This is a genomic window from Cupriavidus sp. OV096 (assembly GCF_900115455.1).
GTDB lineage: Bacteria > Pseudomonadota > Gammaproteobacteria > Burkholderiales > Burkholderiaceae > Cupriavidus.
In genome coordinates, this window is the sequence record NZ_FOWM01000003.1 from 378,750 (window position 1) to 401,133 (window position 22,384).

Annotated in this window: 17 protein-coding genes; 9 read left to right on the top strand and 8 right to left on the bottom strand. The window is 65.8% G+C overall.

Annotation, left to right across the window (positions count from 1 at the left end):
- Positions 1–17: 17 nt before the first annotated feature.
- From xth to BM115_RS09110, 6 genes are all read right to left on the bottom strand, one after another.
- The gene (gene xth / locus BM115_RS09080) at positions 18–815 is read right to left on the bottom strand and encodes an exodeoxyribonuclease III (protein WP_092292831.1); all 798 of its coding nucleotides are present in this window, start codon (positions 813–815) and stop codon (positions 18–20) included.
- Positions 816–858: 43 nt separating this feature from the next.
- Positions 859–1,269, bottom strand: coding sequence for a hypothetical protein (locus BM115_RS09085; RefSeq protein ID WP_092292833.1), 411 nt, complete (start codon positions 1,267–1,269; stop codon positions 859–861).
- Positions 1,270–1,312: 43 nt separating this feature from the next.
- Complete coding sequence (locus BM115_RS09090) at positions 1,313–3,400, bottom strand: M3 family metallopeptidase (protein ID WP_092292835.1); 2,088 nt, start codon at positions 3,398–3,400, stop codon at positions 1,313–1,315.
- Positions 3,401–3,532: 132 nt separating this feature from the next.
- A complete protein-coding gene (gene folD, locus BM115_RS09095) occupies positions 3,533–4,387 on the bottom strand; it encodes a bifunctional methylenetetrahydrofolate dehydrogenase/methenyltetrahydrofolate cyclohydrolase FolD (RefSeq protein WP_092292837.1) in 855 nt (284 codons plus the stop codon).
- Between the two features lie 261 nt (positions 4,388–4,648).
- Positions 4,649–5,281, bottom strand: coding sequence for a response regulator transcription factor (locus BM115_RS09105; protein ID WP_092292841.1), 633 nt, complete (start codon positions 5,279–5,281; stop codon positions 4,649–4,651).
- Positions 5,282–5,446: 165 nt separating this feature from the next.
- Entirely contained in the window at positions 5,447–8,077 is a 2,631-nt protein-coding gene (locus BM115_RS09110) for a PAS domain S-box protein (protein WP_092292843.1), read from the bottom strand.
- A 328-nt stretch (positions 8,078–8,405) separates the two neighbouring features.
- On the opposite strand from BM115_RS09110, the gene aceE reads away from it, so the two are divergent.
- The 5 genes from aceE to BM115_RS09135 all read left to right on the top strand — a co-directional run bounded on the left by aceE (position 8,406) and on the right by BM115_RS09135 (position 16,513).
- Positions 8,406–11,093, top strand: a complete 2,688-nt coding sequence (aceE, locus tag BM115_RS09115; RefSeq protein WP_092292845.1) for a pyruvate dehydrogenase (acetyl-transferring), homodimeric type — start codon at positions 8,406–8,408, stop codon at positions 11,091–11,093.
- 181 nt (positions 11,094–11,274) lie between these two features.
- Positions 11,275–12,948, top strand: a complete 1,674-nt coding sequence (gene aceF / locus BM115_RS09120) for a dihydrolipoyllysine-residue acetyltransferase (RefSeq protein WP_092292847.1) — start codon at positions 11,275–11,277, stop codon at positions 12,946–12,948.
- 72 nt (positions 12,949–13,020) lie between these two features.
- Entirely contained in the window at positions 13,021–13,680 is a 660-nt protein-coding gene (locus tag BM115_RS09125) for an Ntn hydrolase family protein (protein WP_092292849.1), read from the top strand.
- A 39-nt stretch (positions 13,681–13,719) separates the two neighbouring features.
- The gene (gene lpdA / locus BM115_RS09130) at positions 13,720–15,516 is read left to right on the top strand and encodes a dihydrolipoyl dehydrogenase (protein ID WP_092292851.1); all 1,797 of its coding nucleotides are present in this window, start codon (positions 13,720–13,722) and stop codon (positions 15,514–15,516) included.
- A gap of 184 nt (positions 15,517–15,700) precedes the next feature.
- A complete protein-coding gene (locus BM115_RS09135) occupies positions 15,701–16,513 on the top strand; it encodes an SAM-dependent methyltransferase (protein ID WP_092293311.1) in 813 nt (270 codons plus the stop codon).
- Between the two features lie 100 nt (positions 16,514–16,613).
- On the opposite strand, the gene phaP1 is transcribed toward BM115_RS09135, so the two are convergent.
- Positions 16,614–17,192: a TIGR01841 family phasin PhaP1 gene (gene phaP1 / locus BM115_RS09140; RefSeq protein ID WP_092292853.1), complete on the bottom strand. Its 579-nt coding sequence runs from the start codon at positions 17,190–17,192 to the stop codon at positions 16,614–16,616.
- A 443-nt stretch (positions 17,193–17,635) separates the two neighbouring features.
- Between phaP1 and BM115_RS09145 the strand changes: the two genes are divergently transcribed.
- From BM115_RS09145 to pbpG, 4 genes are all read left to right on the top strand, one after another.
- Entirely contained in the window at positions 17,636–18,571 is a 936-nt protein-coding gene (locus BM115_RS09145; protein ID WP_092292855.1) for a histone deacetylase family protein, read from the top strand.
- 35 nt (positions 18,572–18,606) lie between these two features.
- The gene (locus BM115_RS09150) at positions 18,607–19,050 is read left to right on the top strand and encodes an acyl-CoA thioesterase (RefSeq protein ID WP_092293313.1); all 444 of its coding nucleotides are present in this window, start codon (positions 18,607–18,609) and stop codon (positions 19,048–19,050) included.
- A gap of 35 nt (positions 19,051–19,085) precedes the next feature.
- Complete coding sequence (locus BM115_RS09155) at positions 19,086–19,841, top strand: nitroreductase (protein WP_255370746.1); 756 nt, start codon at positions 19,086–19,088, stop codon at positions 19,839–19,841.
- Between the two features lie 289 nt (positions 19,842–20,130).
- On the top strand, positions 20,131–21,321 hold the full coding sequence (gene pbpG / locus BM115_RS09160; protein WP_092292857.1) for a D-alanyl-D-alanine endopeptidase: 1,191 nt from the start codon (positions 20,131–20,133) through the stop codon (positions 21,319–21,321).
- A 97-nt stretch (positions 21,322–21,418) separates the two neighbouring features.
- Here the strand turns inward: pbpG and BM115_RS09165 are convergent, their stop codons facing one another.
- Positions 21,419–22,207, bottom strand: coding sequence for an IclR family transcriptional regulator (locus tag BM115_RS09165; protein ID WP_092292859.1), 789 nt, complete (start codon positions 22,205–22,207; stop codon positions 21,419–21,421).
- Positions 22,208–22,384 lie beyond the last annotated feature (177 nt).

A 22,384-nucleotide genomic window follows, 5' to 3' on the forward strand; every position in this document is an offset into this window, starting at 1 on the left:
TGCCGCAGCCGCGCCGTTCAGTCGAGTTTCAGCGTGGCCACGACCGGCGTATGGTCCGACGGCTGCTCCCAGCGGCGCGGCTCCTTGTCGATGCCACAAGTCGTGCAGGCCGCCGCCAGCGCGGGAGACAGCAGGATGTGGTCGATGCGCAGGCCCGCGTTGCGGCGGAAGCCCATCATCCGGTAGTCCCACCAGGAGAACATCTTCTCCGGTTGTTCGAACAGGCGGAACGAATCGACCAGGCCCATCGCGATCAGCGCCTTGAAGGCGTCGCGCTCCTGGGGCGAGACCAGGTTCTGGCCCTCCCACTTGGCGGGGTCGTGCACGTCACGGTCTTCCGGGGCGATATTGAAATCGCCGAGCAGCGCCAGCTTGGGGTAGCGCGTCATTTCCTCGCGCAGCCACCCGGTGATGGCCTGGAGCCAGTCGAGCTTGTAGACGAACTTGTCCGAATCGAGCGCCTGGCCGTTGGGGAAGTAGGCGCTGATCAGGCGCACGTCGCCATAGGTGGCGGCTACCACGCGCTGTTGGGCGTCCTCGTAGCCGGGGATGTTGCGCACCACGTCGGCGGCGGCCGGCATGGTGCCGTCACGGGCGACGATCGCCACGCCGTTGTACGTCTTCTGGCCCGTGTAGACGCTATGGAAGCCAGCCGCCTCGAGTTCGGCCAGCGGGTACTTGTCGTCGGGCAGCTTGAGTTCCTGGAGGCAGAGCGCGTCGATGGGCGTGCCGGCGGCGTCCTGCGCGGCAAGCCATTGCAGCACCTGGGGCAGGCGCACCTTGAGGGAGTTGACGTTCCAGGAGGCGATTCTCATCGTTGTTCGGTGTGGAGTGTTCTTATTAGTCGGGGAGGGAGGCTCATTCGCCCAAACCGCCACCCAGCAGGTCGCCCTGATCGAGGATGGCGTAGGCGATTTCCGGATGGGCGTCCATGCAGCGGCGAATCGCGGCGGGAATATTCTGGCGGGTCTTGCGGCACAGGCCCGGGCGGTCGGCCAGTTCGATGCGGAAGCCGCGCGTCGTGCGGACTTCGTTCGCGCTCGGCGTGATGGTCACCTCGATGCCAAGCAATTCGGCCATGCGGGCTTCCATGTGCCGCAGTTCCTCGAGCGAGGTGAGCTGCTCCAGCCGTGCCACGAGCTTCTTTTCCTCCTGCTGCGTCAGCCGCAGGATGCGATGGTCGGCCTGGGGATCGTCAAGCAAGACCTCCCGGTTGCAGACGCAAGCGCCCGGCGGACATTCCTGACGAATTGGGAAAGGAAAGTCCATGAGCCGGGCGCCTGGTCAGCGAAGCGGGAAGTAAATGTGACGATTACGCCGCCATGCCTCCGTGACGCAGCAGCGCGTCGATCTGCGGGGCGCGGCCACGGAAGGCCACGAACGATTCCATCGCCGGGCGGCTGCCGCCCACCGACAGGATCTCGCGCCGATACCGCTCGCCAGTGGCCGAATCGAGCACGCTGCCGGACAGCTGTCCGGCTTCCTCGAACGCGGCGTAGACATCGGCGGACAGCACTTCGGCCCACTTGTAGCTGTAGTAGCCCGCCGCGTAGCCGCCCGCGAAGATGTGGCTGAACGTGTTCGGCCAGCGCGACAGCGGCGACTGCGGCACCACGTGCTTGCTGTCGTTGATCTCGCGCGACAGTTCCAGCACCGAGGTCTGGCCCTGCGGGTCATAGTCGGTGTGCAGGTGCATGTCGTACGATGAGTAGACGATCTGGCGCAGCGTCATCATGCCGTTCTGGAAGTTCTTGGCGGCCAGCATCTTGTCGAACAGCGCGCGCGGCAGCGGGGCGCCGGTCTCGACGTGGGCGGTCATCTTCGCCAGCACCTCGTATTCCCAGCAGAAGTTCTCCATGAACTGCGACGGCAGTTCCACGGCATCCCACTCCACGCCGTTGATGCCGGACACGCCGAGGTCGCCCACCTGCGTCAGCATGTGGTGCAGGCCGTGGCCGAACTCGTGGAACAGCGTGATGACCTCGTCGTGCGTGAACAGCGCCGGCTTGCCGCCCACGGGCGCCGTGAAGTTGCAGGTCAGGTAGGCCACCGGGGTCTGCACGGTGCCGTTGTCGCGTTCCTTGCGGCCGCGCGCATCGTCCATCCAGGCGCCACCGCGCTTGCCTTCGCGTGCGTAGAGGTCGATGTAGAACTGGGCGAGCAGGGCGCCCTGCGGCGACACTACGCGGTAGAAGCGCACGTCCTTGTGCCAGGTCTGGGCTTCGTCCGGGCGGATGCTGACCGAGAACAGCTTCTCGACCACGCCGAACAGCCCTTCGAGCACCTTCGGCTCCTGGAAATACTGCTTCACTTCGTCGTCCGAGAACGAATAGCGCTGCTGGCGCAGCTTCTCGGACGCGTAGGCCACGTCCCACGGCTTCAGCTCGGCCAGGCCCAGCTCGGCGGCGGAGAACTGGCGCAGCTCGGCCCAGTCGCGCTCGGCGTAGGGGCGCGCCTTGACGGCCAGTTCGTCGAGGAACTTGAGCACGTCGGCCGGCGACTCGGCCATCTTCGGCACGAGCGAGACCTCGCCGTAGTTGTTGTAGCCAAGCATCTGCGCTTCCTCGCGGCGCAGCGTCAGCTGCTCGCGCATGTTGGCGGTGTTGTCCCAGTCGGCCTGCCCGCTGCCGTACTGCGCACCGAGTTCCGAGGCGCGCGTCACGCTCGCTTCGTACATGGTCTGGCGCAGCGCGCGGTCATCGGCATATTGCAGCACCGGGTAGTACGACGGGAAGTGCAGGGTGAACTTCCAGCCGGCCTTCTCGTCCTTCTGCGCGGCGATGGCGGCGGCTTCCTTCGCATCGGCGGGAATGCCGGCCAGGCGCGCCTCGTCTTCTATATAGAGGGCGTAGGCATTGGTGGCGTCGAGCACGTGGTCCGAGAAGGCCTTGGAAAGCTGGGCCTGCTGCTCCTGGATCTCGGCGAAGCGCGGCTTGCGGTCTTCGGGCAGCTCGGCGCCGCCGAGGCGGAAGCCGCGCAGCTCGTTTTCGAGCAGTTGCTTGCGCGCCGGCGTCAGGCCCGCGAACTCGGGGCCGGTGGCCACGGCCTTGTACTTCTCGAACAGCGCGAGGTTCTGGCCCAGCGACGACCAGAACTCGGTCATGCGGGGCAGGTTGTCGGTGTGGACCTTGCGCAGTTCGGGCGTGTCCGCCACGGCGCTCAGGTGGCCCACCACGCCCCAGGCGCGGCCGAGCGGCTCGGTGGCGGCCTCCAGGGCTGCCACGGCGCTGGTCCAGGTGGCCGGGGTGGCCGGGTCTTCGGCGCGGGCCACGCCAGCCTGGGCGTCGGCCAGTAGCACGTCCAGCGCCGGGCTGATGTGCTCGGGACGAATCTCGGCAAAGCGGGGCAGGTCGGTAAAGTCGAGCAGGGGATTGGTAGCGCGGTCGTTGTTCACGGTCATGGCGGTTCTCGGTTGGCGAGCCTCGGTCTTTATACGTTCACACGTGCAAAGATGAGGCGTCTGCGCGGAAATTTCCAGTTCGACTTTCCTATCGGGCCGATTGGGGGCCGATCAGGCCCGGCGGCCGGCGGATTACAGGCCGGCTTCGCGCTCGGCGGCTTCGAGGGTGTTGATCAGCAGCATCGTGATCGTCATCGGCCCCACACCGCCCGGCACCGGGGTGATGTGGCCGGCCACCTCGCGCACGCCGGCGAAGTCCACGTCGCCGCACAGCTTGCCGGCATCGTCACGGTTCATGCCGACGTCGATGACCACGGCGCCCGGCTTGACCATATCGGCGGTGATGATGTTGCGGCGGCCCACGGCGGCCACGATCACATCGGCCTCGCGCGTATGGGCGGCCAGGTCGCGCGTCTTGCTGTTGCAGATCGTTACGGTTGCGCCGGCCTGGAGCAGCAGCATGGCCATCGGCTTGCCGACGATGTTCGAGGCGCCCACCACCACGGCACGCGCGCCGCGCAGCGGGTACTGGATCGATTCCAGCATCTTCATGCACCCATAGGGCGTGCACGGGCGGAACAACGGGGCGCCGGTCATCAGCGCGCCGGCGTTGGCCACGTGGAAGCCATCCACGTCCTTTTCCGGGGCGATGGCTTCGAGCACCTTGTGGCTGTCGATGTGCTTCGGCAGCGGCAGTTGCACCAGGATGCCGTGGATCTTCGGGTCGTCGTTCAGTTCGTCGATGCGCGCCAGCAGGTCGGCTTCGGACAGATCGACCGGATAGCGGTCCAGCGACGAATGGAAACCGTTGTCCTCGCAAGCCTTGACCTTGTTGCGCACATAGACCTGGCTGGCGGAATCCTCGCCCACAAGCACCACGGCGAGGCCGGGCTGGTGACCCTTCTCGGTCAGGCGGGCGGCGCGCTGGGCGGCTTCGGTACGGATTTGTTTGGCAAGGGCGTTGCCGTCGATCAGTTGGGCGGGCATGGGATTCTGCGGGAGAGGCTGGGAAGTCGGGGCAGGCGGCGCGCGCGTGGCGGCGGCGTCGCGGACAAAGCCGGATTATAAGGGTTTGGCGCCCATCGGCGGGCAGTTGGCGCGGTGCAAGCTGCTCGGACGGGACAGTTTGTGGCACACCCAGTTCGGCATGATTGTGCTGTTTGCATTACTTTTTCCGCCAACCTCCTGATCGACGATCCATAAAAAAACGGCGCCTTTGCGCCGTTTTTTCCCCGTCCATCCAGCCGATCAGCTGTTGCGCGACAGTGCCAGTCGCAGCAGATCCGCCACGGTGTTCACGTTGAGCTTTTCCATGATGTTGGCGCGGTGCGCCTCCACCGTCTTGATGGAAATGCCCAGGTCGTCGGCGATCTGCTTGTTCAGGCGGCCGGCCACGATGCGCTCCAGCACCTGCTGCTCGCGCGTGGTCAGCTTGCCCAGCAGGTCCTTGGCGGCGCGCTGCTCGCGGGCGGCCGAATGGTCCGTGCGGGCCTTCTGGAGCATGCGCTCCACCAGCGCGCGCAGCTCGGATTCGTCGAACGGCTTCTCGATGAAGTCGATCGCGCCGCGCTTCATCGTGGACACGGCCATCGGCACGTCGCCGTGGCCGGTGATGAACACGATGGGAATGTCGATGTGCTCGGCCAGCATGCGTTCCTGCAGTTCCGGGCCGCTCATGCCGGGCATGCGCACGTCCAGGATCAGGCAGGACACCTGGCCGGCATCGTAGGCGGACAGGAACTGCTCGGCGCTGTTGAAGCTGCGCACCTGGTAGCCATTGCCCTCCAGCAGCCAGGTCAGCGAGTCGCGCATGGCTTCATCGTCATCGACGATGAACACGGTCTCGCCACGATGCGGAGTGGGACTGGGCGTTGCGGTCATGAAGTCTCCTGGGGCAAATTCGTTAACGACCAAGTCGTTTGCAACTAAGTGTAACCGCCTGGCGGCGTGCGCAACACTATCCGGTCGAGTGGCAGATCTGCGGCGACCCACCCAAGCCCCGCGGCGGAAGGTCTCATCGCGTCTGTCTCGCCGGGGTGCCCGGGCTTATTGCTCGGGGAGCGCAGGCTGCAGCGGCAGCGTGATTTTAAACGTACAGCCGATCCCGTCCACATTGTTTTCCACCCAGAGCCGGCCCTGGTGGGATTCAATGATCGAGCGGCAGATGTTCAGGCCCATGCCCATGCCGTCGGACTTGGTGCTGAAGAACGGCTCGAACAGGCGCTCCTTGGTGGTTTCGTCCACGCCCGGGCCCTGGTCGATCACGTCGATGCAGACGCACTGGCCGAACTCCACCGGCTCGATACGCGCATGCAGGCGCACCACGCCGGCGGCGCGCATGGCAGGCAGCCCGGCCATGGCCTCCACGGCGTTCTTGAGCAGGTTCACCAGCACCTGCTCGATCAGCACCGGGTCCACGTACAGCAGCAGCGGGGGGGCAGGCAGGCGGGTGAGGATGGTCACGCGGCGGCGCGTGGCTTCCAGGTCGGCCAGGCCCACGGCGTCCGCCACGATATCGTGGAGGGATGCCTCGCGCCGCTGCGGCTGGCTGCGCTTCACGAACCCCCGGATGCGGCTGATGATGGTGCCCGCCCGCACGGCCTGTGCCGACGTCTTTTCGAGCACAGGAATCAGCTCTTCCGGCGTGCTGCGCCCCGAATGGAGCCGCGCCACGGCACCCATGCAGTAGTTATTGATGGCCGCCAGCGGCTGGTTCAGTTCGTGCGCCAGCGACGACGCCATCTCGCCCATCGTGGTCAGCCGGCTGGTGAACTGGAGCCGTTCCTCGTGCTGGCGCGCCATTTCCTCGGCGGCCTTGCGCACCGTGATGTCGGTGGCGATCTGCATCTGCGCCAGGTGGCCGTCCACCCACTGGATATAGCGGCGGCGCACTTCGAACCATTTCTGCATGTCTGGCACGAAGACCTCGCGCGCGTCGGACGCGTACGGCATCAGCTCCGAGGCCGGCAGGCCGGCGTACGCGTCGACAAAGTCAGTGTTGTCGCTCGACATCTGCTCGCGGTCGAAGTCGTCGCCGGCCAGTTTCAGGTGCCCCTCGGCCTCCCAGCCGAACAGCTGCCGGTAATAGCGGTTGGCGAACAGCAGCTCGGCCTTGTCGGTGGCCAGCACGGACACGGCGGCGTCCAGGCTTTCCAGCACGGTCGTGAAGCGGTCGTGTGCGGCGGCCAGTTCCTCGCGGGCGCGCTTGGGCTCGGTGATGTCCGTCATCGAACTCATCCAGCCCGTATGGCGGCCCCGGCCGTCTACTAGTGGCGAGACGTACATCCGCGCGAAGAAGCTGCTGCCGTCGCGGCGCATCACGCGCATCTCGTAGCCGGTGGCGGGCGACTTGCCCTGCAGCGTCAGGTCGATCTGCTTCTGCATCTCCTGCTGGTCGTTGGGCGGCCAGTAGGGGAACGGCGGCACGCGGCCGACCAGGGCGCCCTCGGACCAGCCCGTCATGCGGCAGAAGGCGGGATTCACATAGGTGATGCGGCCGTTCAGGTCGAGCGCGCGCAGGCCGATCAGCATCGAGTTTTCCATCGCCCGGCGGAACGAGGTCTCGGCCAGCAGGGCGCGCTGCGCCTCGGAGCGGCGGCTGGTGTGCCGCCACATGCTCCACAGGCTCCAGAGCAGGAAGCAGGACAGCCCCACCACCAGCCACAGCAGCATGTTGTTAGGCAGGTTCGATGGCGGCGGGTAGGCATCCGCGCGCAGCGAGAGCGAGTGTCCAGGTGGATCAAGCAGCACTTCGTACGACAGCGCATTGCCCGGCACGGGCCGCAGCGACGTGCTCGCGCGCGTCTGGTTGTTCTTGTCGATGAGCGAGAAGCGGTAGCGCTCCGTCAGCTCGGGCGGCAGCAGGTGGGTCAGGATGCCGTTGATCGAATAGAGCGCGCCGAGGGTGCCGAGGAACTCGTTGTCCCGCACGATCGGCACTTCCATCAGCATGAAGCTGTCGCCGCGGTCGTTCATCAGCGGGCGGGAGTAGACCACGCGCTGGGTCTCGCGGGCGGCGTCGAAGGTGTCGAGGACTTCCGGCTCCAGCGGATGGTCGACGGTCTCCCGCAACCGGCCGGCAAACTCCGACGTGGACGGCAGCGACCAGCGGCCGCGCCGCGTGGCATCGAGCCAGTTCACAAAGACGATTTCCGGGTTCTCTCGCAAGATTTCCTGCGCGGCCGTGCGATAGGCTCCCTGGTCGAGCTGCGCGGCGGCGATGTCGCGCGCCAGCGAGGCCAGCTGGTCCTGGTTGCTCAGCAGGGAGAGCCGCACGCGCTGCTGCGCCCAGGCGGCGTCGCGGTACAGGGCGTCGCGCTGCTGCTGGCGCTCCGTCTCGTGCAGCGACCACAGGATGACGCCCATCGCCACGGTGAAGAGCACAATCGCCACGAGCGGGATGAACATGAACCAGCTCGTCGCCACGAGGTTGCGCCAGCGCAGCCACCAGAGGCGGCGCGGCGCGGCGGCGAAGGGGCCGTCGGCTTCGTGGGCGTCGGCGGCGTCGTGCGCCACGTCGTCATGGGGATCGCCGTCGCGTCCGGCGTGGGCCGCGTGCTGGGCGGCATGGTGCGCGGCGGCAGACGCTTCCACCGTGGCCGGGGTCACGGCCCCGGAGGGATTTGGGGGAAGCATGGCCGTGCGCAGGCCGGAGAGGAGTCGTTGGAAGAACTGCATAAGGGATTGACGGCTGACCGGCCAGTGTATAGGGATTATTGCGGTGCGTCGCTTGGGGAAAGCGCCTATGCGGCACCTGCTCAAGTTTGCGCGGATCGTGCCCCGGGCAGGGCTGGCGAGGAAGCGGCGTCCGATCAATGCGCGGGCGACATCGGCCTGCGGCGCGCGCGCTCTGGTGCACCGCCGCAATATTTCACATTATAAGAAACGAATCCGTAATCTGAAAATTTCGCTTGTCAGCCTCTGCTGTGCTTCCATAGAATCGCTTCGACCAGACAATGCGGGCGGATCTCGTGCGCTCGCCAGGAATTCACCAGGAGACAGTCTCATGTCAGCCGTACCAGAGCAGATTCTCGGCGCGAGCAGCGCCAACGACGCCGATCCCCAGGAAACGCATGAATGGCTGGATGCCCTGCAGGGCGTGCTGGCGGCCGAAGGTGCGGAACGCGCCGCTTTCCTGATCGAAAAGCAGATCGAATACGCACGCGTGAACGGCGTGACCCAGCCGTTCCACGCCGAGACGCAGTACATCAACACCATTCCGGTGGAGCAGCAGGCCCGCATTCCAGGCGACCAGGATATCGAGCACCGCATCCGCTCGTACACGCGCTGGAACGCGATGGCCATGGTGCTGCGCGCCAACAAGCACACCAACGTGGGCGGCCATATCTCGTCGTTCGCGTCGGCCGCCACGCTTTATGACGTCGGCTACAACCACTTCTGGCGCGCCCCGTCCGAGCAGAGCGGCGGCGACCTCGTCTTCGTGCAGGGCCACTCGGCGCCGGGCGTGTACTCGCGCGCCTTCCTGCTGGGCCGCCTGACCCCCGAGCAACTCGACAACTTCCGCCAGGAAGTGGACGGCAAGGGCATCTCGTCCTACCCGCACCCGTGGCTGATGCCGGACTTCTGGCAGTTCCCGACCGTCTCGATGGGCCTGGGCCCGATCATGGCGATCTACCAGGCGCGCTTCATGAAGTACCTGGACAGCCGCGGCCTGGCCAAGGCCGGCGACCGCAAGGTCTGGGCCTTCCTGGGTGACGGCGAGACCGACGAGCCGGAATCGCTCGGCGCGATCGGCATGGCCGGCCGCGAGAAGCTGGACAACCTCGTCTTCGTGATCAACTGCAACCTGCAGCGCCTGGACGGTCCGGTGCGCGGCAACGGCAAGATCATCCAGGAACTGGAATCGGAATTCCGCGGTTCGGGCTGGAACGTGATCAAGGTGGTCTGGGGCAGCCGCTGGGACCAGCTCCTGGCACGCGACACCAAGGGCCTGCTGATGAAACGCATGATGGAATGCGTGGACGGCGAGTACCAGACCTTCAAGGCCAAGGACGGCGCCTACGTGCGCGAGTTCTTCTTCAACACGCCGGAGCTGAAGGCCATGGTGGCCGACTGGTCCGACGACGACATCTGGCGCCTGAACCGTGGCGGCCATGACCCGCACAAGATCTACGCCGCCTACAAGGCCGCCAGCGAGCACAAGGGCCAGCCGACGCTGATCCTGGCCAAGACCATCAAGGGCTATGGCATGGGCGATGCCGGCCAGGCCATGAACGTGGCCCACCAGCAGAAGAAGATGCCGGTGGACGCGATCCGCAAGTTCCGCGACCAGTTCAACATCCCGGTGACGGACGACAAGATCGAGGACGTGCCGTACCTGACCTTCGAGGATGGCTCGAAGGAACTCGAATACATGCGCGCCCGCCGCATGGAACTGGGCGGCTACCTGCCCAGCCGCCGCCTGAAGGCGGAAGCGCTGCCGGTGCCCGAGCTGGCCGCGTTCGACGCGCTGCTCAAGGCCACCGGCGAAGGCCGCGAGGTCTCCACGACCATGGCCTTCGTGCGGATCCTGAACACGCTGCTCAAGGACAAGAAGATTGGCAAGCACGTGGTGCCCATCGTGCCCGATGAGTCGCGCACGTTCGGCATGGAAGGGCTGTTCCGCCAGGTCGGCATCTGGAACCAGGAAGGCCAGAAGTACGTGCCGCAGGATCACGACCAGCTGATGTTCTACAAGGAATCGCAGACTGGCCAGGTGCTGCAGGAAGGCATCAACGAAGCCGGCGCCATGTGCGACTGGATTGCTGCCGCCACGTCGTACTCGACGCACGGCGTGCAGATGATCCCGTTCTACATCTACTACTCGATGTTCGGCATCCAGCGTATCGGCGACCTGTGCTGGGCCGCTGCCGACATGCGCTCGCGCGGCTTCCTGCTGGGCGGTACCTCGGGCCGGACCACGCTGAACGGCGAGGGCCTGCAACACGAGGACGGCCATTCGCACGTGTTCCACGCCGTGATCCCGAACTGCATCTCGTATGACCCGACGTTCCAGTACGAACTGGCCGTGATCATGCAGGACGGCATGCGCCGCATGTACGCCGAACAGGAAGACGTCTATTACTACCTGACGGTGATGAACGAGAACTACGAGCACCCGGAAATGCCGGCTGGCGTGGAACGCGACATCGTCCAGGGCATGTACCAGTTCCGGAAGGGCGTGGAGAACAGCAACGCGCCGCGCGTGCAGTTGCTGGGTTCGGGCACGATCTTCCGCGAGGTGATCGCCGCCGCCGAGCTGCTCAAGAAGGACTGGGGCGTCGAGTCGGACCTGTGGAGCTGCCCGAGCTTCACCGAGCTGGCCCGCGAAGGCAATGCCGCCGAGCGCCACAACCTGCTGCACCCCACCGAGACGCCGCGCGAGTCGTTCGTCGCCCAGAAGCTCAAGGGCGTGCGCGGCCCGGTCATCGCCTCCACGGACTACATCCGCGCGTTCGCCGAGCAGATCCGTCCGTTCGTGCCGCGCCGCTATGTGGTGCTGGGCACCGACGGCTTCGGCCGCTCGGATACCCGCGAGAAGCTGCGCCACTTCTTCGAGGTGGATCGCCACTGGGTCACGCTGGCCGCGCTGAAGGCGCTGGCCGACGAAGGCGCGATCGGTCGTGAAAAGGTCGCCGAGGCGATCAAGAAGTACAACCTCGACCCGAGCAAGCCGAACCCGATGTCGGTCTGATTCCCGGACTTACACGCCTGAACCCCCCCGCAGTGCGGCACCCGCCGCGCCGCGGGCGCCCCCGGCTGGCCCGGCGGCGCCTTGCGGCGTGGCAACGTGACAGAAGCGTGAGGCGAGAGTAACCTCGCCGAGCGTTTGTCGTGTGTAGACGCGAGTGCCGGCTGCCCAGGAGAGACACTGAATGAGTCAAGCGATTGAAATCAAGGTGCCGGATATCGGCGACTATGACGCCGTACCCGTCATCGAAGTGCACGTGAAGCCGGGCGATACCATCAACGCGGAAGACGCGCTGGTGACGCTGGAGTCGGACAAGGCGACCATGGACGTGCCCAGCCCGCAGGCCGGCACCGTCAAGGAAGTCCGCATCAAGGTGGGCGACAACGTGGCCGAAGGCTCGGTGCTGGTGATGCTGGAGCCGGCAGGTGCCGGCGCCGCCGCGCCTGCCCCGGCTCCGGCCGCCGCCCCGGCACCGGCTCCCGCGGCGGCTCCGGCCCCCGCACCCGCGCCCGCAGCGGCCCCGGCGCCTGCGCCGGCTGCCGGCGGTGGCGGTATCGTGGAAGTCAAGGTGCCGGACATCGGCGACTACGACGCCGTGCCGGTGATCGACATCCACGTGAAGGTGGGCGACACGATCAACGCGGAAGACGCGCTGGTCACGCTGGAATCGGACAAGGCGACCATGGACGTGCCGAGCCCGCAGGCCGGCACCGTCAAGGAAATCAAGATCAAGGTGGGCGACAACGTGGCCGAAGGCACGCTGATCGTGGTGCTGGAAGCCGCTGGCGCTGCCGGCGCTGCGGCGGCTCCGGCCGCCGCCCCGGCTCCGGCCCCGGCTGCTGCTGCCCCGGCCCCGACGCCCGCCGCGGCTTCGGCGCCGGCTCCCGCCCCGGCCAGCTCGGCACCCGCCCCGGCCGCCCAGGGCGTGACCGGCAAGGCCGCCCACGCCAGCCCGTCCGTGCGCAAGTTCGCGCGTGAACTGGGCGTGGAAGTGTCGCGCGTGCCCGGTACCGGTCCGAAGGGCCGTATCACGCAGGAAGACGTGCAGGGCTTCGTCAAGGGCGTGATGAGCGGCTCGACCGCCGCGCCGGCCGCAGCGGCTGCCGCTGGTGGCTCGGGCGTCGGCCTGGACCTGCTGCCGTGGCCGAAGGTGGACTTCACGCGCTTTGGCGAAGTGGAGAACAAGCCGCTTTCGCGCATCAAGAAGATCTCGGGCGCCAACCTGCATCGCAACTGGGTCATGATCCCGCACGTCACGAACTGCGACGAAGCGGACATCACCGACCTCGAAGCCTTCCGCGTGCAGCTGAACAAGGAAAACGAGAAGTCGGGCGTCAAGGTAACCATGCTGGCCTTCATGATCAAGGCCACCGTCGCGGCGCTGAAGAAGTTCCCGAACTTCAATGCCTCGCTGGACGGCGACAACCTGGTGCTGAAGAAGTACTTCAACATCGGGTTTGCGGCGGACACCCCGAACGGCCTGGTCGTGCCGGTCATCAAGAACGCGGACCGCAAGGGCGTGCTCGAGATCAGCCAGGAAATGGGCGAACTCGCCAAGCTGGCGCGCGACGGCAAGCTGAAGCCGGACCAGATGCAGGGCGGCTGCTTCTCGATCTCGTCGCTGGGCGGCCTGGGCGGCACCTACTTCACGCCGATCATCAACGCGCCGGAAGTGGCCATCATGGGCGTGTGCAAGTCGTACATGAAGCCGGTCTGGGACGGCAAGCAGTTCGCGCCGCGCCTGACGCTGCCGCTGTCGCTGTCGTGGGACCACCGCGTCATCGACGGCGCCGAGGCGGCCCGCTTCAACACGTACTTCGCCCAGCTGCTGGCGGACTTCCGCCGGATTCTGCTGTAAGCACGGCCCACGCGCGCGCCGGCGGCCTCGGTTGCCGGCGCGCGGGCCTGTACGAACTGCAAGGGGCGAACCATGACGACATGCGTAGTCGTAAGGAAGGGCGCCGAGGTAGCCATTGCGGCAGACGCGCTGGTTACGTTCGGCGACACGCGGCTGTCGCGTGCCTACGAGCGCAACCAGAAGGTGTTCCCGGTGGGCGAGAGCTTCGTCGCGCTGGCCGGCACCACCGCGCACTTTCCGGTGATGCGGGCGCTGCTGACCGGCATGGGCGACGAATGCCGCCTGCTGACCCGCGACGATGTGTTCCGGACCTTCCTCAAGGTGCATGAAAAGCTCAAGACCGAGTACTTCATCAACACCAAGGAAGACGAGGACGATCCGTACGAGTCGTCGCAGATCGTCTGCCTGATCGCCAATCCGGGCGGCATCTTCGGCGTCTATTCCTACCGCGAGGTGTTCGCGTTCGACCGCTTCTGGGGCATTGGCTCGGGGCGCAACTATGCGCTCGGGGCCATGCACGCGGTCTACGACCGGCCCGGCATCGGCGCCGGGGAGATCGCGCGGATCGGCGTGGACGCAGGCGTGGAGTTCGACAAGAGTTCGGCAGGTCCCATCGACGTGCATACCGTGCGGCTGCAGGCGCAGCCGGCACCCGCGCCAGTACCGGATGGTTCAAACGGTGAGAACGGCGCGGATGGCGGGGCGGCAACCAACAACGACGGCGCGGCCTGAGCCCCAGGCGGGCAGGGCGCGCATCCCAGGAGGAAAAGTATGAGTGTGATCGAAGTCAAGGTGCCGGATATCGGCGATTTCGACGCGGTGGAAGTGATCGAAGTACTGGTCAAGGCCGGCGATACGGTCGAGGAAGAGCAGTCGTTGATCGTGCTGGAGTCCGACAAGGCCAGCATGGACGTGCCGTCGTCGTCGGCCGGCAAGATCGTGGACATGAAGGTCAAGGTGGGCGACAAGGTGGCCAAGGGCACGGTGATCTGCACCGTGGAAGCCGGCGCCGCTGCTGCCGCTGCCCCGGCACCTGCCGCCGCTCCCGCACCGGCTGCTGCCCCCGCTGCCGCCGCTGCACCGAAGGCCGCTCCGGCCCCGGCGCCGGCCGCCGCCACGCATGCGGGCAGCGCCGACATCCAGTGCGACATGCTCGTGCTCGGCGCCGGCCCCGGCGGCTACTCGGCCGCGTTCCGCTCGGCGGACCTCGGCATGAACACCGTGCTGGTGGAGCGCTACGGCTCGCTCGGCGGCGTCTGCCTGAACGTGGGCTGCATCCCGTCGAAGGCGCTGCTGCACAACGTGGCCGTGATCGACGAAGCCAAGGCGCTGGCCGCGCACGGCATCCTGTTCGGCGAAGCCAAGATCGACCTGGACGGCCTGCGCCACTACAAGGAAACCGTGGTCGGCAAGCTGACCGGCGGCCTGGCCGGCATGGCCAAGGCCCGCAAGGTGCAGGTGGTGCGCGGCATCGGCACGTTCCTGGATCCGCATCACCTTGAAGTGCAGGAAACCGAAGGTGACGCCAAGGCCCCGACCGGCAAGAAGACGGTGATCCGCTTCGAGAAGGCGATCATTGCCGCCGGCAGCCAGGCTGTGAAGCTGCCGTTCGTGCCGGAGGACCCGCGCATTGTCGATTCGACTGGCGCGCTGGAACTGCCGGACATCCCCAACAAGATGCTGGTGATTGGCGGCGGCATCATCGGGCTGGAAATGGCCACGGTGTACAGCACGCTCGGCGCGCGCATCGACGTGGTGGAAATGCTCGACGGCCTGATGCAGGGCGCGGATCGCGACCTCGTCAAGGTCTGGGACAAGATGAACAAGCATCGCTTCGACAACGTGATGCTGAAGACCAAGACGGTGGGCGTGGAAGCCAAGCCGGATGGCATCTACGTGAAGTTCGAGGGCGAGGCCGCGCCGGCCGAACCGCAGCGCTACGACCTGGTGCTGGTGTCCGTCGGCCGTGTGCCGAACGGCAAGAAGATCGGCGCCGAGAAGGCTGGCGTGACGGTGACGGACCGCGGCTTTATCGAGGTCGATAACCAGCTCCGCACGAACGTGCCGCATATCTTCGCCATCGGCGACATCGTCGGCCAGCCGATGCTCGCCCACAAGGCGGTGCACGAGGCACACGTGGCTGCCGAAGCCGCGCATGGCGAGAAGGCGTACTTCGACGTCAAGCAGATCCCGTCGGTGGCCTACACCGATCCGGAAGTGGCCTGGGCCGGCCTGACCGAGGAGCAGTGCAAGGCGCAGGGCATCAAGTACGGTAAGGGCACGTTCCCGTGGGCCGCCTCGGGCCGCGCCATCGCCAATGGCCGCGACGAGGGCTTCACCAAGCTGATCTTCGACGAGGAAACGCACCGGATCATCGGCGGCGGTATCGTGGGCACCCATGCGGGCGACCTGATCAGCGAAGTGTGCCTGGCCATCGAGATGGGCGCCGACGCCGTGGATATCGGCAAGACGATTCACCCGCACCCGACGCTGGGCGAGTCGATCGGCATGGCTGCCGAGATCTACGAAGGCGTCTGCACGGACGTGCCGCCGCCGCGCAAGCGCTAAGCTTCGGCCGCAACGAGAAAACCCGCCGCGATGGCGGGTTTTCTTTTGGATCGAAATTTAGCAATTAACCGCCAGGAGGGACCGCCGATTGCCTGCCGCAAGCGGGTAGGGCCGGCAGCGGAGGGGTTGTCTATCCGGCATGGCGCTCCCGGGGCCGATCTCCTAGCATCGTTGGGTGAACACGATGCGGAAGACACACCTGCTTGCCGCCGCGCTGTGCCTGGTATTCCTGCCCGGCGCGGCCTGGGCGCAGTTCGAAGAACCGGGCGCCAGGCCGACCATGGGCCAGTCGGGCAAGGACGTGATCTGGATTCCGACGCCCCAGCCGCTGGTGAACCAGATGCTCGACATGGCGAAGCTGACGCCCCAGGATCGGCTCGTCGATCTGGGTTCCGGCGATGGCCGCCTGGTCATTACCGCCGCCAAGCGAGGCGCCACCGCGCGTGGCATCGAATTCAACAACGAACTGGTCGAGGTGTCCCGACGCACCGCCCAGGCCGAAGGCGTGGCCAGTCGCGCCACCTTCGAGCGGGCGGACATCTTCAAGTCGGATTTTTCCGATGCCACGGTCGTCACGCTGTTCCTGCTGCCAAGCGTGAACCTGCGTCTCCGTCCCACGTTGCTGGGGATGCGGGCCGGCACGCGCATCGTCTCGAACTCGTTCGATATGGCGGACTGGCGGCCGGACGAGTACGTGCCGAGCGTCGAGGCCTGCCCGGGGCCGTGCGGCGTCTACCTGTGGCTGGTGCCGGCGAGGGTGGCGGGGATATGGGCGATGGGGAACAAGCTGCTGGTGCTGTCGCAGACGTTCCAGAAGCTGGAAGGCGTGATGCGCGAAGGCGAGCGGTCGACGCCGATCTGGGACGGCCGCCTGCGCGGCACGGAGATCGTCTTCACCATCGACGACGAGCGCTACGTCGGCCACGTGGATGGCCGCGAGATGCGGGGCACCATCGAGGGTGGCGAGCCATGGCGCGCCACGTTCCTCAAACCATAGAGACGAAAAAAAACCCGGCCCCTCGTCAGAGGGGCCGGGTTCTTGCCAACCCGTCGCAGCGGCCGGAGCCGATGCGCGGGGCGGGCGAGGGCGCTACCGCTCAGGCGGTGGCAGCCGGCTTCTTGGCAGCCGTGCGGGCCGTGGCCGAGGCTTGCTGAGCAGCCTTGGTTGCGGCGGTGGCGGCAGCCTGGAAGTTGGTTTCGGCCATTTCCACGGCTTGCTTCGTGGCCTTCTGGACCGACTCGTACGCGTTGTTGGCGGCCGAGATGGCCGACTTCACGATGGCGACGGTCGATTCCGAACCGGCCGGGGCGTTCTTGGCGAAGTTCTCGACGAGCGCTTGCACGTTCTTCGTGCCTTCGGCCAGTTGGGCTTCGGCCACCTTGGTGAACTCGCTCTGCGTTTCCGAGGCGATTTCATACAGGTGACGCGAGTACGCCAGGGTCTTTTCGGCAACCGGCTGCACCAGCGAAGCCTGGATGGCCAGCAGTTCCTGGGCATCCTTGGCGGACAGGGCCTTCTTGGCGTTGTCGACGTTTTCGGCAAAGGTGGCCTTGACCACTTGCAGGTTCAGTTCGACAAGCTTTTCAACGCCTTCGAATGCTTTGGTGGTCAGACCGAACAGGGTTTCCAGATTGGCTTTTTGTGCGGCTGCAACTTGTTCCGGGGTCAGGATCATTGCTGGTCTCCAGTGGTGAACTTCAAGGTCAAGCAAAATAGAAATTAAGCCGCCCGAATGTCAAAGCCATGAACGCGATGTCCTGGCCAGCCCGAGCGATATATTGGTGTGCGGTCGAATCGGACCTCGTAAAAAGCTTTGATGCGCCGCAACAATTCCTATTCTAAGGGCAGAAAAAAGCCTGTCAAGCAGTTTTGCTGCACTGCACAAGAAATAGCAGACATTGAGCAGACATATGCGTCGTAATGACCACGTATAGGGCGCCAGGCAAGGGTTTATCCCGATGCGGTCACCATGATGCAACGCGGGGAAGGTCTGCTGTTTGATACGTTTTCACGCAATGCGGAACGCGGTGCTACCATCGCAGACTGCCCGGTCGGTAAATGGTCACGCACCGTCACTTCCCGGGAATTTCCCGCCCGATCCTCGCCCGATCCGCCCCGATGCAAGCTTTTTACGCCGATCACTTCGTCCTGCCGCTGCCGCCCGGCCATCGCTTCCCGATGCGCAAGTACAGCATGCTGCGAGACGCCGTGGTGCGTGAGGTGCCGGGCCTGACCCTGCACGAGGCGCCCCGCGCCGACGACGCGGCGCTGGCACTGGCCCATAACGCCGACTACATCGCCGATGTCTCCTCCGGCCGGCTCGATGCCGCCCGTCAGCGCGAGATCGGCTTCCCGTGGTCGCACGAGATGGTGGAGCGCTCGCGGCGCTCGGCCGGCGCGACGATGGCCGCCTGCCGCAGCGCGCTGACGGAGGGCATCGCGGTCAACCTCGCCGGCGGTACCCATCATGCCTATGCCGACAAGGGCGGCGGCTTCTGTGTGTTCAACGATGCCGCCATCGCCGCGCGCCAGATGCAGCGCGAAGGGCGCGTAAGCCGCGTGGCGGTGATCGACCTCGACGTGCATCAGGGCAACGGCACGGCGTCGATCCTGCGCGACGACCCGAGCGTGTTCACGCTGTCGCTCCATGGCGAGAAAAACTACCCGTTCCGGAAGGAGGCGAGCGACCTCGACGTCGGCCTGCCGGACGGCTGTGACGACGACACCTACGCGGCTGCGCTGGCTGGCGCGCTGGACACGCTCTACGCGCGCTTCGATCCCGAATTGCTGATTTACCTCGCCGGCGCCGATCCCCATGAGGGCGACCGCCTGGGCCGGCTGCGCCTGACCTTGGCCGGCCTGGCCCGGCGCGACACGCTCGTGTTCGAATCCGCGCTCGCGCGGCGCCTGCCGATGGCCGTGGCAATGGCCGGCGGCTACGGCAACCAGATCGAGGACACCGTGGCCGTGCACACCCAGACCGTGCGGCTAGCCGCGCGCCACCACCAGCGCTACGGCGCCGGGGCGACCGCCGCTGCGGCGGCAGCTTTTTGAGATCGCAACAAATCCCAACAACAACGCCGATGCCGATGAAGCCACAACCGGACACCCGCAGCGCCTACGCGCATTTCCAGCCGATCACCACGCGCTGGATGGACAACGATGTCTATGGCCACGTGAACAACGTTGTTTACTACAGTTATTTCGATACCGTCGTGAACACCTACCTGATCCGCGCGGGCGTGCTGGACATCGAGGCGGGAGAGACCATCGGGCTGGTAATCGAGACGCAATGCAACTATTTCTCGTCGCTGTCGTTCCCGGACACCGTCGTGGCCGGCCTGCGCGTGGCGCGGTTGGGCAACTCGAGCGTGCGCTACGAGGTGGGCCTGTTCTGCAACGACGATGAGGTGGCCGCTGCGCAGGGCCACTTCGTCCACGTCTATGTGGATCGCGCGACACGCCGCCCGGCAGCGCTACCGCCCGCATTGCGCCAGGCGCTGACGCCGCTGGTGCGGCCGAGCGCGGCGTGATCAATAAAACACAATAACCCGGAGACCTTCGAAGCATGTCCAACCATGGCGCTGCCCCCCGCGACACCCTTGAAGTCACCTCCGCCACCGGCGATACGTCCGTGACCGATTCCGCGGCGATCGTCGATCGCGCCATCACCACGCGCCGCTCGATCCGGGCGTTCCTGGATACGCCAGTACCGCGCGAGACCGTCGAGGACATCCTCGCCGTGGCCAGCCGCGCGCCGTCCGGCACCAACACCCAGCCGTGGCGGGTCTACGTGCTCGCGGGCGACGCCAAGGCGCGGCTCTGCGCCGATGTGCTGGCCGCCTATGACGACCCGGAGCGCGACACCAAGTACCGCGAGGAGTATCCGTACTATCCGCGCGAGTGGGTCAACCCGTACCTGGCGCGCCGCCGCAAGGTGGGCTGGGACCTGTACGGCCTGCTGGAGATCAGCCGGGAAGACAAGGCGCGCATGCACGAGCAGCACGCCCGCAACTTCCGTTTCTTCGATGCGCCGGTCGGCCTGATCTTCACGATCGACCGAATCATGGAGCAGGGCAGCTGGCTCGACTACGGCATGTTCCTGCAAAGCATCATGGTGGCTGCGCGCGCCCGCGGGCTAGACACCTGCCCCCAGGCGGCGTTCACGCAATTCCACGGCGTCCTGGCCAGCCAACTGCAGCTGACCGAGAACGAGATGGTGGTGTGCGGCATGTCGCTGGGCTACGCCGACCCGGAGGCGACGGCCAATCAATTGGTCACGGAGCGTGAACCGGTGAGCGGGTTCGCGCGTTTCCTCTCATGACTTCGCGCCGGATTGAGGTTTCCCCTGATGAGGTTTTCACAAAAGCCACCGATATTGATGTTAGGGAAACTGTTTCTTATCTAGGTGCGAAGCGTTGTGCGCAGTTGTCGACAAACAAGTGCAAACGACAATCGCTGGCGCGAGAAATGGCCAATACGGCACATTTCCCGTAATGTGGAATTGTTTGCGAATCGAACTTTAAAGAGCCTTCGTAAGTCTTTAATCTTGCTAACAATTTCTTTATTTCCTAAACTAGCGCCATTCCACCAAATGCCGCGCTGAACAGATCATGTTCCGGTCCCAATCCTTTATTTCCCGACTCTTCAGCATGCCCCTGACCGCCATCGCCACTTCGGCGCTGGTGTCGGTGTCCATGCTGGCCGCGCCGGTGACGTACGCAGCGACGAAGTCGACTGCGACGAAAACCTCGGCCAAAAAGCAGGTAACTGCTTCCAAATCCACTAAAAAGGTCGCAGCCGCGAGCGAGAAACCCTCGTCATCGCGGAAGGTGATCGTGCTGCGCCACGGCAAGAAGACCGTCGTGGCCAGTCGAGCGCAGCCGGTTCGCGCGGCCTTCGTGCCGTCGAAACCGACGCTCGCAGAGTCCATGGGCCTGCGCGATACGGAAGACGCGCTCGCGCTGCGTTCCTCCGTGGCGCTGGTGCTGGACCAGAACACGAACGAAGTCCTGTTCCAGAAAAATCCGACGGCGGTGCTGCCGATCGCCTCGATCACCAAGCTGATGACGGCGCTGGTGGTCATGGACTCGCACCTGCCGATGGACGAAGTGCTGACGGTGAGCGAGGAAGATCGCGACACCGAGAAGCACAGCAGCTCGCGCCTGCGCTTTGGCACGCAGCTGACCCGCCATGAAATGATGCTGCTGGCGCTGATGTCGTCGGAAAACCGTGCCGCTTCGGTGCTGGGCCGCAGCTACCCGGGCGGCCTGCCGGCGTTTGTGGGCGCGATGAACCGCAAGGCGCGCGAACTCGGCATGAACGACAGCCACTTCGTCGATTCGAGCGGCCTGTCGAGCAGCAATGTGTCGAGCGCGATGGACCTGGCCCGCCTGGTCAACGCCGCTTACCGCAACCCGACCATCCGCGAATTCTCGACCCAGACCGAGCATGAAGTGAACGTGCTGGGCCGTCCGCTCCATTACGTGAGCACCAACCGCCTCGTGCGCGGCGGCAACTGGGAGATCGGCCTGCAGAAGACCGGTTTCATCTCGGAAGCCGGCCAGTGCCTGGTGATGCAGGCCCGTGTGAACGATCGCAACGTGGTGATGGTGTTCCTGGACTCCGTGGGCAAGCTGTCGCGCTTTGCCGATGCCACGCGCGTGCGCACGTGGCTTGAGCACCAGCCGTCGGTGCAGGGTCCGCAACGGCCGTTCCCCAACTCCCCAAACCTTACGCAGGGTCCTAGCGCGCCGCACGCGGCGCACGCGATCCTGGCCTCGCAGCAGGCACGCGGCACCTGATTCAGGTAGCCGCCGCCAATTGAAAACGCGCCGCGGGGCAGCCCGTCGGCGCGTTTCTTTTTGGGCGATACGCGCGTGAGGCGCGCTCGTGGCGCGATCAGGCCGACACGGCGTCCGCCACGTAGCCCATGCCGCGCGAGATCTGCAGCGCGGTGTCCCTGAGGTTCTGCAGCCAGCTGTCCTGCAGGCGGTCTGCCGGCGCGGACAGCGACAGCCCGGCCACCAGCCGGCGCGAGTCGTCATAGATGCCGGCCGCGATGCAGCGCACGCCCAGCTCCAGTTCCTCGTTGTCGCGCGCATAGCCGTTGGTGCGCACCCAGCTCAGTTCGCGCTCCAGCTTGGCGATGTCCGTGATCGACGTGCCCGTATGCCCGGCCAGCCCGGTGCGCGTGGCATAGCTGCGCACGCGCCCGGCCTCGTCGGCAGCCAGGAACAGCTTGCCGACCGAGGTCAGGTGCAGCGGGGCGCGGCCGCCGATGGCGCGCACCACCTGCATGCCCGAGCGCTCGCTGTAGGCGCGCTCGATATAAACGATCTCATCGCCCTGACGCACCGACAGGTTCACGGTCTGCCCGGTGACGCGGTGCAGCGCGCGCATCGGTGCGAGTGCGGCATCACGCACAGAGAGCCGCGCCTTTACGAGATTCCCGAGTTCCAGCAAGCGCATGCCGAGCCGATAGCTGCCGGGGTCCGAGCGATCCACGAAACGGCACGCCACCATGTCATTGAGAATGCGGTGCGCCGTGGACGGATGCAGGCCGGTGGCCAGCGACAACTCCTTGAGACTGACGGGATCCGCGTGTTGGGCGAGCGCATCCAGCAACGTCATCATGCGTTCGATGACCTGGATCGAGGTCTTGCCGGGTGCCTTGTCTGCTTCTGCCATAGGAGGAAATGTTGCCGTGCGGCAAATTAAGCGTTTGCCTGATTCTATCTCGCATTGTGAAAATTTCAATAGGTGAAATGCAATTACCGAGATTCCCTTCCAGTGGTGGCGCCGCTTTCGCATGAGCGGCATTGCGCGCGGCGATGAACAAGTTTGCGGCGCGTGCTGCCCGCAGCG

Bases quoted from the DNA above. Each gene is read 5' to 3' on its own strand.
- BM115_RS09090 (WP_092292835.1), bottom strand. From the start codon at position 3,400: ATGACCGTGAACAACGACCGCGCTACCAATCCCCTGCTCGACTTTACC.
- BM115_RS09165 (WP_092292859.1), bottom strand. From the start codon at position 22,207: ATGGCAGAAGCAGACAAGGCACCCGGCAAGACCTCGATCCAGGTCATC.
- aceF (WP_092292847.1), top strand. From the start codon at position 11,275: ATGAGTCAAGCGATTGAAATCAAGGTGCCGGATATCGGCGACTATGAC.
- BM115_RS09145 (WP_092292855.1), top strand. From the start codon at position 17,636: ATGCAAGCTTTTTACGCCGATCACTTCGTCCTGCCGCTGCCGCCCGGC.
- xth (WP_092292831.1), bottom strand. From the start codon at position 815: ATGAGAATCGCCTCCTGGAACGTCAACTCCCTCAAGGTGCGCCTGCCC.
- lpdA (WP_092292851.1), top strand. From the start codon at position 13,720: ATGAGTGTGATCGAAGTCAAGGTGCCGGATATCGGCGATTTCGACGCG.
- BM115_RS09155 (WP_255370746.1), top strand. From the start codon at position 19,086: ATGTCCAACCATGGCGCTGCCCCCCGCGACACCCTTGAAGTCACCTCC.
- BM115_RS09085 (WP_092292833.1), bottom strand. From the start codon at position 1,269: ATGGACTTTCCTTTCCCAATTCGTCAGGAATGTCCGCCGGGCGCTTGC.
- folD (WP_092292837.1), bottom strand. From the start codon at position 4,387: ATGCCCGCCCAACTGATCGACGGCAACGCCCTTGCCAAACAAATCCGT.
- BM115_RS09125 (WP_092292849.1), top strand. From the start codon at position 13,021: ATGACGACATGCGTAGTCGTAAGGAAGGGCGCCGAGGTAGCCATTGCG.
- BM115_RS09105 (WP_092292841.1), bottom strand. From the start codon at position 5,281: ATGACCGCAACGCCCAGTCCCACTCCGCATCGTGGCGAGACCGTGTTC.
- BM115_RS09110 (WP_092292843.1), bottom strand. From the start codon at position 8,077: ATGCAGTTCTTCCAACGACTCCTCTCCGGCCTGCGCACGGCCATGCTT.
- BM115_RS09135 (WP_092293311.1), top strand. From the start codon at position 15,701: ATGCGGAAGACACACCTGCTTGCCGCCGCGCTGTGCCTGGTATTCCTG.
- BM115_RS09150 (WP_092293313.1), top strand. From the start codon at position 18,607: ATGAAGCCACAACCGGACACCCGCAGCGCCTACGCGCATTTCCAGCCG.
- phaP1 (WP_092292853.1), bottom strand. From the start codon at position 17,192: ATGATCCTGACCCCGGAACAAGTTGCAGCCGCACAAAAAGCCAATCTG.
- aceE (WP_092292845.1), top strand. From the start codon at position 8,406: ATGTCAGCCGTACCAGAGCAGATTCTCGGCGCGAGCAGCGCCAACGAC.
- pbpG (WP_092292857.1), top strand. From the start codon at position 20,131: ATGTTCCGGTCCCAATCCTTTATTTCCCGACTCTTCAGCATGCCCCTG.